Source organism: Sulfuricurvum sp. RIFCSPLOWO2_12_FULL_43_24 (assembly GCF_001829605.1).
GTDB lineage: Bacteria > Campylobacterota > Campylobacteria > Campylobacterales > Sulfurimonadaceae > Sulfuricurvum.
The window spans coordinates 1-11,850 of record NZ_MIBT01000115.1 but is presented as its reverse complement, the minus strand read 5'-3'; the positions used below and the strand labels follow the sequence as shown (position 1 = coordinate 11,850).

Sequence of the window (11,850 nt, the reverse complement as noted above, 5' to 3'; positions counted from 1 at the left end):
CCCTCTGCTCATTATCGTCGGACATTCACGATGCGGTGCGATCAAAGCGGCACTGGGTGATTATTCTGCCGAGGGACCACATATCATTCAAGAACTTGATTCGCTCTCTCTGGCGGTACGCAAAACGTCACTAACAGGCACTGACGAATCCAAATGGCTCTCGGCTGTTATCAGCAACGTCCATCAGCAGACCTATTACGCACAAAAAGAGTTTAAAGGGGATGTAGAGAGCGGAAAGCTCACCATCGTCGGAGTCGTTTACGATCTCGCCAACGATTTTAACAACGGCTACGGACGTCTTAAAATCGTCAACATCAACGGGGAGACTAACCCTGAGAAAATTATGCAGTTTCCTCTAATGAAATCACTTTTTAAGCCGGTGCACGTATAAATCGTCATTCCCGACTTCACGTGCCCTTTAGGGTAGGTCGGGAATCCATGTATATATTATTAATTCTTGACTTTAAAAGTTACTTTGCTATAATTTTGTTGTTAGTATGACTTCTTCATGTATTCGATGGAGCGGCAAGATTAAGGTCGAGGGAGTAATTACCCTTCGACCTTTTTTTTTGCCCTCCAAAGAATACATTTAGAGGGGGTCTTTATGGATAAGCTCATACTAACATTACTGCTTATGTGCATTTTTGCACCTATGCTCAATTGAGTATAGCCAAGGGGTTTGCGCCCCTTGCCCCCCCATTATTCTTCAAAATAATCACTATCAATTCGTTTGATTTCATACACCGTTTTTACAGAGACACCTACATTATATTCAATCATTAAATCAGCTAAAGTCAATCCATCAATAAGGACAATTTTTATACCCGTAATCATAGCTGCACTATTTTTTGCTTGCGTTGTAAAGTCGGATGTAGTAATAAACACTCCTTTGCGTGCACCTTTTAATTGCAATGAACCTATAAAATTTCTTATTTCAATATCTCCGACAGTGCCCTGCCATCTTTTTGCCTGTATGTATACCGATTCAAGTCCCAATTTGTCTTCATTTATGATTCCGTCAATACCACCATCACCACTTTTACCAACAACTTTACTTTCTCCAATAGATCGTCCATATCCCATAGTGGACAATAAATCCACTACCAAATGCTCAAAAAATGAGGGAGAGCATGTTTTTATAGTTTCCAATAGTTCTGATGCTAAACTATTATTTAGTTTTGAATGCAATTTATCTAAAGTCTCTTCCGGTGTTTCAAATTCAAATGTTGCTTGTGCATTTTTTGGTTGTTGCACAGACGGGTTACTTTTATCTAAATTCAGAAACTTCACAATCTCATCAAATCTTTTCAAATAGCTAATATTGATTTCAGATGGATTTTCTGAAATCACTTGCAAACCACGTTGTGTTATTTTATAAACTCCTCTCACTGGACTTTCAAGTAATAAAGCTTTTGATAAATATGTGCGTGCCCATAATGCTCTATTTTTATATACCTCTTGTTTTCCACTGGATAAAAGTTCAGCTTGCTCTTCTTCATTTAAATTAAATTTAGATACCGTAAATTGATAAAGCTCTTGTGTATTCCGTGGATGCTTATCGGAGTGAAAAACCAATATAGGCAACATCATACTTTGAAAATCAGGGACAGCCATGAAAAAAACCTTTATAAAGCAATATGGACAAAAGTTTACCTAAAATATTACAAAAATCATCATGCAAGGCTTCGCGGTCGAGGATGTGAAAAAAACACTTCAAGAAAGTATTGAAAAGTTAGAGAGTGCGGGTGTAGAGAAGAAGAAATAGTCGTTTGCACTAAGCTTGTCGAAGGGTTAAGTTCATGGTTCGACAGGCTCACCACGAACGAAAGCTGGATTCCCGATCAGGTCGGGAATGACTAATGGGTGCTATAATTCTCGAATCAACTTCCTCAAAAAGGGGACAAAATGTTAGTGTATCATCTTGAAATAGAAAACGAATCCGTAGCAAACAAAGTAATCGCATTTCTCCGATCACTCCCCGAAAATACCGTAAAACTCTCAAAAGAAGAGTACGATGAAGAATTAGAGTCATTAGTCGATGAAGGATTTAAATCTCCCATCATCGGAACACATGACGAAGTTTTTGCTAAACTCGGCACAAAATATGCCTCATAATATCGTCTATCTTCAACTCGTTCAGATTCTCCATCAAAGTATTCAACTGTTTTAATCTTTTATCCGTCTAAGAACGATCCACCCGATCAGTGATGTTGCGGCGATCAATGATGCCGGAGCATACGGATCACCGCTCAGTTTCTCCAGCGATGTCATCAAAGCGGGGGTAATTCCCCCCACTATCCCTGCGGCACTTCCCAAAATTACTGCCGTGAAGGATGCACGGTATCCATGATATTTGAGCGCTGTAACGGTCGTTGCAAAAATTGGTGCCTGAAAAGCGCATAACAAGATAACCATAACGATCGTTCCCGCTAACGATGCCCAATACCCGCCGATACTCATCCCTACCATCAGCGGATAAATCCCTATCGCAAGCCCTAATGCCGCGATCCGCATCACACGTAACGAACCGATCCGATCAGCAACCATCGCCATCAACGGAATAAAAACAACCCCTATTAAGATAGAGAGGGTATTGATCTGCCCCGCTTCCGCCTTACTGAGTCCCGCACTTCCCTGAAGCCATATAGGGAGATAGACAAACACCGTGTAATAAAAAATCCATATCGATGACGCGACGGTGAGAAATCGCCAAAATTCAGAACGATGATGTCGTAAAATCGCGACAATCGGAACGGTTTTATCTTCGCTCGGCTGATACTCATCGGTTAAATTACGGCGCAGATACAATCCTGCTGCCGCTATAACGATACTTGCCCAAAAGGGGATTCTCCATCCCCAATCCCCCATTGCATCTTCCCCCAGATACCATAGCAATGCTCCGCATAATCCTGAGCCCAATGCCATACCGATCTTTGCACCAACAGAGACAAAAGAGCCGTAGAGATTTTGACGGTTTGGGGAAGATTGTTCAACGAGGTAGACAATAGAGCTGGCGTATTCACCGCCGACCGATAGCCCCTGGATCATCCGCAGTGCCACAAGAAGAATCGGAGCCATCATCCCGATTTGCGCATAGGTCGGCAAAAAACCGATCAAAAAAGTCGGAAGGGCCATGAGAACAAGTGAACTCATCAGAGCAAAGCGGCGACCGATACGATCTCCGATGTGACCGAAGACCAATGCTCCGACGGGACGCATAATCATCCCTGCGGCAAATGCGCCAAAAGAGCCTAAAAGGGAGAGAAAAGGATCATCAGAGGGGAAAAAAAGGTTCCCCATCATAACCGCTAAAAAACCGATAAGGGCAAAATCATAATACTCGATGACATTGCCGATAATCCCAGCGGCGATGATTTTCTTTTTAGATTTCATATTCACCTTTCTCTAATACCGTTCGCCCTGAGCTTGTCGAAGGGTGATAAGTTCATGGTTCGACAAAACAAGGGTACCGCTCGCAAAGCGATGTTGCCTTGAGCTCACCACGAACGATTGATTGCTAAATTATCCACCCGCCGCCAAGCAATTTTTCTCCGTCGTAAAAAACACCCGCTTGTCCTGAGGCAACGCCCAAAACCGGTTCGTGCAGTTCAACAACTGCATGATCGCCGTCAATTTTAACCGAACAGCGTACTGCCGTAGTACGGTAGCGGAGTTTCACATCACATTCAAATTCCGTGCGGGAATCAAACATATTGACCCGTTCCAATTCGACACTGCGGCACTCTAAATCTTCACGTGTCCCTACAACAATCTGATTGGTTTGCGGTTTGATCTCTACCACGAAATGGGGATCATGCGCTCCGTTTACAGTAAACCCTTTGCGTTTACCGATCGTGTAATGCATATACCCTTTATGCTTACCGACCACCTTGCCTTCCATATCGAGGACATCCCCTTCCTGATCGACAGGGACATAAGGTTTTAAAACATCCATATAGGTCGTTTCGACAAAACAGATTTCGCTCGATTCACCCTGAGAGGCAAATGATTCCAATCCTTCGACACTCGCGGCATACGCTTTGATATCACTTTTGTGACGCTCACCCAGTGGAAAAATCAATCGCGGTACTAACGCAGGATCGATGTAAAAGAGAAAATAGCTTTGATCTTTTGTATCATCCTGAGCCTGAAGCAAATATTGCCCGTCATGTCGGATATAGTGTCCCGTTGCAACATAATCAGCACCGATACTATCAGCAAATGCCACCATCGCACCGAATTTGATATTACGGTTACACAGAGCACACGGGTTTGGCGTTTTTCCCTCTTTATAGGTTTCGATAAACGGAGTAAAAACTTTTGCATTGAACTGCTCTTGAAGATCAAGAATATGGAGTTTAACCCCGGCAAAATCGGCCGCTTTCTGTGCACGTACCTGATGAATTTCATGATAACCGGGCTTGGAGTGGAGTTTCATGTAAACTCCTTCCACTTCATATCCCTGCTCTTTTAGCAACAATGTCGAAACGGTCGAATCAACGCCGCCGCTCATCCCAATTAAGACTTTCTTAGCCATTAAAGAGTACTCCCCTCACATATCGGTCTGTTTTCAAAATACGAAGAAAGAACCTTGTAATACTTCGTATCGTCCAAACCTTCTTTCTCCAATGTTGCCATTTGTGCAACCAATGATTTTTCAATCTCTTTAACAACCAAATCCAAATCATCCGTCAGAATCATTAAACGCAAATCTTTGGAATCAATCATCCCTTCCGCAAGCATTTTATCCTGAATAAACTGCATAAGCGGAGCATAAAATTCCGTTCCGATAACAAACAACCGGACTCCCCAAACTTTTCGAGTCTGAATCAGAGTCAAAGCTTCAAACATCTCATCGAGAGTGCCAAAACCTCCCGGAAAAATGACGTACGCCATCGAATATTTAACCAGCATGACTTTACGGGAAAAGAAATAGTCAAAACTGCGTCCCTTTGTAATATAGGGGTTAGGCTGCTGTTCTGCCGGAAGTTCGATATTTAAGCCGATCGATTCAACGTCTTCAAAATCATACGCACCCCGATTGGCCGCTTCCATGATACCCGGACCGCCACCCGTGATGATGTTATAACCCCGTTCTGCGAGCATCCCCGATAAGCTCATCGCCTGTTGGTAATAGGGGTGATTTTCATCCACGCGCGCACTGCCGAAAATCGTTACAGAAGGGCCTAAATCCCCGAGTTCATCAAATCCCTGAACAAAGTCGGCAATAATTTTAAACACACTCCAGACATCGGCGGATTTAATATCTTTGACGTAACGACTACTCGGGTACTCTTTTTTTTTGCCATTTCTGTGCGCCATGATTACCCTTTAAGTTTATTCAGACGATCACGTTTCGTTCCGATCGAGGTGATTTGAACACCAAAATTTCCATCCACGATCACCACTTCCCCTTGAGCAATCACATGATCATCCACCAAAATATCGAGCGGATCATTGGCCAGTTGATTCAGTTCGATAACTGAGCCGATATCCATACTAAGGACATCTTTAAGGAGCATTTTTTTCTTTCCGATACGAACACGGACCGGAAGTTTGACATCCATGATCAAAGAGATATTTTTCATCTCGCCCTCTTCCAGTTTTACCGAAGGCTCGCTTGAGGGTTCATCAAATATGCTCCCGGTTGGAGCAAGTGCAGCAGGAGCTTTAACACCGCCCAAAGCCCCGTTCACACCTGAATCGATTGCAAACATCATTAACGAGTTAATCTCGCCCAATGCAAACGTGAAAACAAACATTTTGGCATACGCATCGAGATTTACCTCACCGTTTTCAGCAATAAATTCCGCTTTTTCCGGTTTAATGGTGAACTTCGGAAGCTCTTTTTGTGACCCAAGAGTCGTACTCATAGCACCGACGATATTGGAAACGATCTCTTTGGCCGCATCCATATCTTCATCGGACATGGTATCTTGAGCTGTCCCTTCACCACCGAGCATCATATCACCTAATGCCGTTGCGAGCTGTGGAGGCATCATGATCAGCCCTCGCCCCGATGCTTCACCGCTGAAACTCACTTGAATGAGCGCAATAGGAGGAATAACATTGGAGACGATTGAGATATCTTCAGCCTCTTTGAGGACGATTTTAGGGGTCTGGCCCGTCAGCCCCTCAATAGTAGCAATAGCCTCATTTGCGAATACTCCGGCAAAATCACTCATCTTCATCCTCCTCATCTGCTAATGGCCCTCGAATCATCTCTTTGACCCCGCTAATCCGTGCTTTTCGTCTCACTTCAAACTCTTTAAGCGCCCGTTTTACGGCATCTTTTTCGGTATCGATGAGAGATGTGATTTGGATCGATTTTCGAAATCGTCGCAGCCCCATTTGACCTACAAAACGCTCTTTTCCATCGACACTGACGTTTACAACATCATCCGCCGGAATATTGAGCCGTATTATATCTCCCTCACCTAATTCAAGCAACTCATGCAGCGTTAACTCTGCTTCCCCAAGGTTCACTTCAACATTCACGTGAGCACCGCCCAAAAGGACTTGGAGTTCTTGATTACGGCTTTTTTTCGAACTGGTTTCATTCAGCATCAAATCACGGCTGGCAAGTTTCGGCAATACCGGTTCCAACGCGATAACGGGATAACAGATGTTCATCATTCCCGAACTGTGTCCAATGATGATCTCCATTACGACCATTACAACAATCTCATTTTGAGCAACGATTTGAACAACATTGGGGCTTGATTCTTTTGATTCGACCTGAGGATACAAATCGGTTACGGGTGCCCATGCTTCACGCAATGTCCCCATCATTACCCGCAAGATTGTTTCAAAAAGGGAGAGTTCGATATCGGAAAACTCACGGTTAGCTTCAAAAGGCTCACCCTTTCCGCCGAGAATACGGTCCAACATCGGAAATGCGATAGAGGGGTTGATCTCTAAAACACCGTTCCCCTCCAGCGGTTTCATCGAAAAAACGTTGAAGCTGGTCGGGTTTGGGAGCGACATTAAAAACTCCCCATAGGTCATCTGATCGACGGAGTGGAGCTGAATCTCGACAATGGAGCGCATAATCGCTGAAATCTGTGATGCGATGGAGCGGGCCATCTTGTCATGAATCCCTCTGAAGGCACGAAGCTGTTCTTTAGAGACGCGGTTAGGACGTTTAAAATCATAAAGGGTAATTTGACGCTGAGAGAACAGCCCCTCATCACCCGATTCTAATACACCATCTCCCTCATCATCGACAACGTCCAAGAGGGCATCAATCTCTTCTTGTGATAGAATATCAGCCATTATCGCCCTCCTACTGCATCTTTAATTCGTCGAATAACCGATTTATGGATTTGTGAAATACGCGATTCGGTGATATTGACGATTTCACTGATCTCTTTAAGCGTCAACTCTTCAAAATAATAGAGTTGAATGATAATCTGCTCACGTTCTTCAAAGCTCATCAAAACATGTTGAATCGCTTCCACCAAATCATCATGTTCTATCCTCTCCAGCATTCCGCACTCTTCCGGAGTACCCAGCTGATCATCCAATGGCATCACGGTATAAATATCCGAAGCAATCCGTGCTTCATGGATTTTTTCAACTTCGATTCCTAAAATTTTTGAGAGTTCTTCATCGCTGGGTTCATCGTCATGATCCGCCATATACACTTCGATAGCACTGTCAATTTCTTTGATAAGACGACGACTTGAACGGCTTACCGTATCGAGTGAACGAAGATAATCGAGCATTGCCCCATACACTCTCGTTTTAGCATATCCCCAGAATGAATCATTTTGCAATTCATCATAACGGCGCGCTAATTTGACCAACTCTTCCGTTCCGATCGCACATAGATCCATGTAGTCAATCGAGCTTGGCAAACGCTCTTTGAGACGAAACGACATCGCTTTCACGGCAGGAAGATATTGGAGGGCAAGCTGATCTTCACGATGTTTCAACTCTTGCGTATAAACATTTGCGCCGCTCATCCTCGCCCTTTCTCGTCTAACAAATCGGCTTTATGGGTATAAAATGCATCGATAAATTGTTCACGTTTATTGATTTCACGGACAAAGAAATCGAGATTATGTTCATGCGATACTTTAGGAAACGGATGGGTTTTAACTCCAAGCGTCTGAAAGAAAAATCCAACACATAAATGGGCAAAAAGATAAAAAAATACCGTTATCAGGAGTACAAATCCCAGAAAACTCTCCGCAGAACTTGATTTAAGTACCCCAAAAACAATACCGATGAAAAAACCTTGTACCGTTAAAAAAGAGACAAAATTCGAACCCCGCATATAGTTTTATCCTTGTTTCAGTAATTTTATACAAAAAAACGATTGCCGTCATTCCCATATTTGGGATTAAAAGTGCTCCATTAAACGCTTAAACAGTCCGCCTAACCCGCTCTCTTTGGGATCTACCAGCACATTTCGTTCCAGTTTTTTTGCGATACGCTTAACGATCTGCTCTAATTCTGTTGTCGGTGTGGCCGTCGGAAAATCACGGCTAAACAGAGCCCTTTTTTTGACACTGTTCGAAATTTTAGGATCACTCGAAACCTGCCCTAAATAATTAAGCTGTAATGAACCTCCGATATTTGCCTGTGCTACTTTATGGATTTTCTCAAACAAAGATTCCGCTTCTTTGGGCGAGCGCACCTGATTCATGATAACGTTGATCTCATCTCTGAGGCGTGAAGTCACCTTAATTGTTGCATACGCGTCGGTAATCGCCGCCGGATCAGGCACCGTCACAACGATGACATCATCGCAGGCTCGTAAAAAGAGCTGAATATGTTCTCCGATTCCGGCACCCGTATCGATAATCATCACATCCAAATCATCCAAAACATTGGCCTGATCCATAAACCGCTCGAATAATCCCCCAGAGGCGTATTTAAAAATCTCCTGACCGCTCTCTCCCGGGATAAGAACAAGATTTTTCTCGATCGGAACCAAGATATCTTCGACAGTTGCTTCCCCTTTGAGGACATGGAGAATATTTTTTTGAATTTTAACGTTGAACATAACATCGAGATTCGCTAATCCGATATCCGCATCGAAAATTCCCACTTTCAGCCCGTACTTCGCCATGATATACGCCATATTAGAGCTGATGGTACTTTTACCGACACCGCCTTTACCGCTGGTAATCGCGATAAAACGGGTTTTTTTGCCCTTTGTATTTCGGTTTTGATTCACCAGGGCTTCAAGTTTAGAGGCTTGATGGCTCATAAATTTTCACCTTTACCGAATCCGTTCATCAAACATTCGACTAAAAAATCGCTCGTAGCTACCACTAAATCTTCAGGAACTTCCTGCCCAACTGAGAAATAGCTGATCGGCACTTTGGTCTCATAAACGAGAGAGAAAATATTTCCAAATCCTCTCGTCTCATCGAGTTTGGTAAACATCATCGTATCGATCCCAAGCGGAGCGAAATTATCATAGGTTGCTTTGAGATCTTCGTATTTGATCGAGCTTGGCATAACCAAAACGACATCTACGCTGTAATCCGTCTCGTTACCCTGCAGACACTCATATATCTTTTCGATTTTCCCTTTGTCATAGGGGGATGACCCCATCGTATCAATCAATATATAGTCACTGTAGCGCAACGCATTAAGAGCACTGGAGAATTCCGGCGGATCGACCACCGTCTCAATCCCCAGTTTCATCATTCGAGCATACTGCATCAGCTGCTCAACCGCACCGATACGATACGTATCGAGCACCACAAGCCCTACCTTGTATTTTTTCTCGAGTAAATACGAAAAACGGGCTGCCAGTTTCGCAATTGAGGTTGTTTTTCCTACCCCCGTAGGACCTACGAGCATAATCACTTTTTTTCCGCCATTTTTCGGTGAAGTCTCAAGTCGAACAGGGATCATTTTGCGCATCAATACTTGAAAATAGCGCTTAACAGTTGAAGAACTTTCCCGCATTTTCGAAGGCATATGCTCCAACGTCAGCTGCATAATCTCATCAAGATGATTTTGATCCATCCCGCTTTGTTGGGCAAGACGGTAAATCTCGGCAAATTCTGGAGGGATAGGAGCCGATGTTTTCGGAGATTTTTCATCCCAAAACATGTTTTGGATCAGTTTAACTTTGTCGCCGAGTTTTTCGATCTCCTCTTTGATCCGCTTCAGATCTTCACTCTCAGCAGCAGGAGCTTGGCGGGCAGGTCGCTGCTCTTCTTCGGTCACTTCGGCTATTTTGGAGATTTGTTTGGCGGCTTCGGAGATATTGTAAAGAACATCACTGCTTTTTTGTGCCAATGGACGCTGTTTCATCAACGGTTCTTCGATTTTAGCTCGCGGTTTGGGAAGAGAGTCCTCTTCAATCCCTACGACAATCTCATACAAAGCACTTTTGCCCAGTGATTTTTTCTGTACTTCACGTGTCTCGATCAGCATCGCTTCTTCGCCAACCTCCAATTGCGCTTTTTTAAGCGCTTCAGCAGGGGTGGCACCGCTAAATGTCAAGATTTTCATAGTGTCTCCGTATGCTCTCTCAAGCCAAACTTCCAAGAGGAATCGTCACACTGGAGCGTTCGCTCCAATGAGGATGGGGGATAGATAACTCTTTCGTATTCATCACACGATTTTCAAAGAATAGTATATCCAAGTCCAACGTCCTCGGCGCATTCGCAAAACTGCGACGACGCCCAAAACGTTTCTCTATCCGCCATACCAAACGCAACAATGCTTTTGGTTCTAATGACGTTCCGATTTCGATAACCGTATTGTCAAAATCACCCTGATCGTAATATCCGAAAGGGGGATTTCGCAATATCACCCCGCTTCGGATTCTACAAATCTGCGGTAATTTCCCCAAATAGTGCCAAAGATGATTCATCCGGCGCCGCGTATCTCCGATGTTTCCCCCAACGCCTAAAACGACGCGATAGCGATATCCCGGAGCCTTTTGAAGCGATTTAGGAAAATTGTGATCCACATAAATGCGATGGCTCTCATCCAGAATACGGCAGAGCGGCATAATTTACTCTTCTACCGTGCCTTGCTGTGCTTGACGCATTGCATTGATTTCACTCAAAATTTGCATCATCCCCACCATTGCCAAATGGTATCCGAACGGACCAAAACCGATCACCGAAGAGGTACATACCGGAGCGGTCATACTTTTTTGACGGAACTCTTCACGGCGATAGATGTTACTGATATGAACTTCAATGGTCGGAAGATTGACCGCACTGATTGCATCACGAATCGCGATAGAGGTATGCGTGTAAGCAGCCGGATTGATAATGATCCCGTCTGCATCACCGTAACACTCTTGAATACGGTCAACAATTTCACCCTCTAAATTGCTTTGATAAAACTCGATCTCTACACCGTTTTGAGTTGCGACCTCTTTCATCTGTGCATGGATTTGCTCTAAACGCATCGGTCCGTATACTTGTTGTTCACGTACACCGAGCATATTGAGGTTTGGCCCTTGGATAACGACTATTTTCATTGATTAAACCTTGATTTCTGTTTTAGGGATAGATTATAAGGGGTTCTATATTATAAGGAACTAAATCGAGTTAGAATAGAACATGATACATTTACTAATACATATGATACAATTGTATTTATACAATCAAAACTAAGAGGTGTGTGATGACTACCGTTACAACTACCGATATTCTACGTCATCCTGCATTACTCAATGCAACCGATGGCATTACCCTCATCGAAGACGGTCGCCGACATGAGCCAAAAAGTGTCTTACTCCCTTACGCTCTTTATAAAAAAGTACGCGAGCAAATCGAAGATGAACTTTATCTAATGAGCAACCAAAAAGCGTTAAACTCTGAGGCCTACCAAGAGTTTTTAGAGATCGAAGAGGTTATCGAG

At 43.6% G+C, this 11,850-nt stretch carries 15 protein-coding genes; 3 read left to right on the top strand and 12 right to left on the bottom strand.

The window, feature by feature from the left end:
- On the top strand, positions 1 to 391 hold a 391-nt coding region (locus A3G19_RS10780; protein WP_294872773.1), incomplete at its 5' end, for a carbonic anhydrase.
- Positions 392 to 699: 308 nt separating this feature from the next.
- Here the strand turns inward: A3G19_RS10780 and A3G19_RS10775 are convergent.
- Entirely contained in the window at positions 700 to 1,614 is a 915-nt protein-coding gene (locus tag A3G19_RS10775) for a restriction endonuclease (RefSeq protein WP_294872770.1), read from the bottom strand.
- Positions 1,615 to 1,905: 291 nt separating this feature from the next.
- Here A3G19_RS10775 and A3G19_RS10770 point away from each other — a divergent pair, with 291 nt between their 5' ends.
- Positions 1,906 to 2,115 carry a hypothetical protein gene (locus tag A3G19_RS10770; protein WP_294872767.1) on the top strand — a complete coding sequence of 70 codons (210 nt, stop codon included), beginning with the start codon at positions 1,906 to 1,908 and terminating at the stop codon, positions 2,113 to 2,115.
- Between the two features lie 51 nt (positions 2,116 to 2,166).
- Here the strand turns inward: A3G19_RS10770 and A3G19_RS10765 are convergent, their stop codons facing one another.
- The 11 genes from A3G19_RS10765 to aroQ all read right to left on the bottom strand — a co-directional run bounded on the left by A3G19_RS10765 (position 2,167) and on the right by aroQ (position 11,467).
- Entirely contained in the window at positions 2,167 to 3,393 is a 1,227-nt protein-coding gene (locus tag A3G19_RS10765) for an MFS transporter (protein ID WP_294872764.1), read from the bottom strand.
- A 124-nt stretch (positions 3,394 to 3,517) separates the two neighbouring features.
- Positions 3,518 to 4,537, bottom strand: coding sequence for a tRNA 2-thiouridine(34) synthase MnmA (gene mnmA / locus A3G19_RS10760; protein WP_015652921.1), 1,020 nt, complete (start codon positions 4,535 to 4,537; stop codon positions 3,518 to 3,520).
- The gene (locus A3G19_RS10755) at positions 4,537 to 5,322 is read right to left on the bottom strand and encodes a TIGR00730 family Rossman fold protein (RefSeq protein ID WP_294872761.1); all 786 of its coding nucleotides are present in this window, start codon (positions 5,320 to 5,322) and stop codon (positions 4,537 to 4,539) included. The genes mnmA and A3G19_RS10755 overlap by 1 nt, the downstream gene beginning before the upstream one ends.
- Before the next feature lie 2 nt (positions 5,323 to 5,324).
- Entirely contained in the window at positions 5,325 to 6,185 is an 861-nt protein-coding gene (gene fliY, locus A3G19_RS10750) for a flagellar motor switch protein FliY (protein WP_294872759.1), read from the bottom strand.
- A complete protein-coding gene (gene fliM, locus A3G19_RS10745) occupies positions 6,178 to 7,275 on the bottom strand; it encodes a flagellar motor switch protein FliM (protein ID WP_015652918.1) in 1,098 nt (365 codons plus the stop codon). Before fliM ends, fliY begins: the two co-directional genes overlap by 8 nt.
- The gene (locus A3G19_RS10740) at positions 7,275 to 7,967 is read right to left on the bottom strand and encodes an RNA polymerase sigma factor FliA (RefSeq protein ID WP_015652917.1); all 693 of its coding nucleotides are present in this window, start codon (positions 7,965 to 7,967) and stop codon (positions 7,275 to 7,277) included. Before A3G19_RS10740 ends, fliM begins: the two co-directional genes overlap by 1 nt.
- Positions 7,964 to 8,281, bottom strand: coding sequence for a hypothetical protein (locus tag A3G19_RS10735; protein WP_015652916.1), 318 nt, complete (start codon positions 8,279 to 8,281; stop codon positions 7,964 to 7,966). Before A3G19_RS10735 ends, A3G19_RS10740 begins: the two co-directional genes overlap by 4 nt.
- A gap of 66 nt (positions 8,282 to 8,347) precedes the next feature.
- Positions 8,348 to 9,220 (bottom strand): MinD/ParA family protein, encoded by an 873-nt coding sequence (locus A3G19_RS10730; RefSeq protein WP_015652915.1) that lies wholly within the window; start codon positions 9,218 to 9,220, stop codon positions 8,348 to 8,350.
- On the bottom strand, positions 9,217 to 10,482 hold the full coding sequence (gene flhF, locus A3G19_RS10725; RefSeq protein ID WP_294872756.1) for a flagellar biosynthesis protein FlhF: 1,266 nt from the start codon (positions 10,480 to 10,482) through the stop codon (positions 9,217 to 9,219). The genes A3G19_RS10730 and flhF overlap by 4 nt, the downstream gene beginning before the upstream one ends.
- A gap of 19 nt (positions 10,483 to 10,501) precedes the next feature.
- Positions 10,502 to 10,987 (bottom strand): 2-amino-4-hydroxy-6-hydroxymethyldihydropteridine diphosphokinase, encoded by a 486-nt coding sequence (gene folK, locus A3G19_RS10720; protein ID WP_015652913.1) that lies wholly within the window; start codon positions 10,985 to 10,987, stop codon positions 10,502 to 10,504.
- A gap of 3 nt (positions 10,988 to 10,990) precedes the next feature.
- Complete coding sequence (aroQ, locus tag A3G19_RS10715; protein WP_015652912.1) at positions 10,991 to 11,467, bottom strand: type II 3-dehydroquinate dehydratase; 477 nt, start codon at positions 11,465 to 11,467, stop codon at positions 10,991 to 10,993.
- Between the two features lie 146 nt (positions 11,468 to 11,613).
- Here aroQ and A3G19_RS10710 point away from each other — a divergent pair.
- A partial coding sequence (locus tag A3G19_RS10710; protein ID WP_294872753.1) for a hypothetical protein occupies positions 11,614 to 11,850 on the top strand: 237 nt, incomplete at its 3' end.

Excerpts from the sequence above, each read along its gene's own strand:
- A3G19_RS10775 (WP_294872770.1), bottom strand. The coding sequence starts at position 1,614 with ATGGCTGTCCCTGATTTTCAAAGTATGATGTTGCCTATATTGGTTTTT.
- A3G19_RS10770 (WP_294872767.1), top strand. The coding sequence starts at position 1,906 with ATGTTAGTGTATCATCTTGAAATAGAAAACGAATCCGTAGCAAACAAA.
- A3G19_RS10765 (WP_294872764.1), bottom strand. The coding sequence starts at position 3,393 with ATGAAATCTAAAAAGAAAATCATCGCCGCTGGGATTATCGGCAATGTC.
- mnmA (WP_015652921.1), bottom strand. The coding sequence starts at position 4,537 with ATGGCTAAGAAAGTCTTAATTGGGATGAGCGGCGGCGTTGATTCGACC.
- A3G19_RS10755 (WP_294872761.1), bottom strand. The coding sequence starts at position 5,322 with ATGGCGCACAGAAATGGCAAAAAAAAAGAGTACCCGAGTAGTCGTTAC.
- fliY (WP_294872759.1), bottom strand. The coding sequence starts at position 6,185 with ATGAGTGATTTTGCCGGAGTATTCGCAAATGAGGCTATTGCTACTATT.
- fliM (WP_015652918.1), bottom strand. The coding sequence starts at position 7,275 with ATGGCTGATATTCTATCACAAGAAGAGATTGATGCCCTCTTGGACGTT.
- A3G19_RS10740 (WP_015652917.1), bottom strand. The coding sequence starts at position 7,967 with ATGAGCGGCGCAAATGTTTATACGCAAGAGTTGAAACATCGTGAAGAT.
- A3G19_RS10735 (WP_015652916.1), bottom strand. The coding sequence starts at position 8,281 with ATGCGGGGTTCGAATTTTGTCTCTTTTTTAACGGTACAAGGTTTTTTC.
- A3G19_RS10730 (WP_015652915.1), bottom strand. The coding sequence starts at position 9,220 with ATGAGCCATCAAGCCTCTAAACTTGAAGCCCTGGTGAATCAAAACCGA.
- flhF (WP_294872756.1), bottom strand. The coding sequence starts at position 10,482 with ATGAAAATCTTGACATTTAGCGGTGCCACCCCTGCTGAAGCGCTTAAA.
- folK (WP_015652913.1), bottom strand. The coding sequence starts at position 10,987 with ATGCCGCTCTGCCGTATTCTGGATGAGAGCCATCGCATTTATGTGGAT.
- aroQ (WP_015652912.1), bottom strand. The coding sequence starts at position 11,467 with ATGAAAATAGTCGTTATCCAAGGGCCAAACCTCAATATGCTCGGTGTA.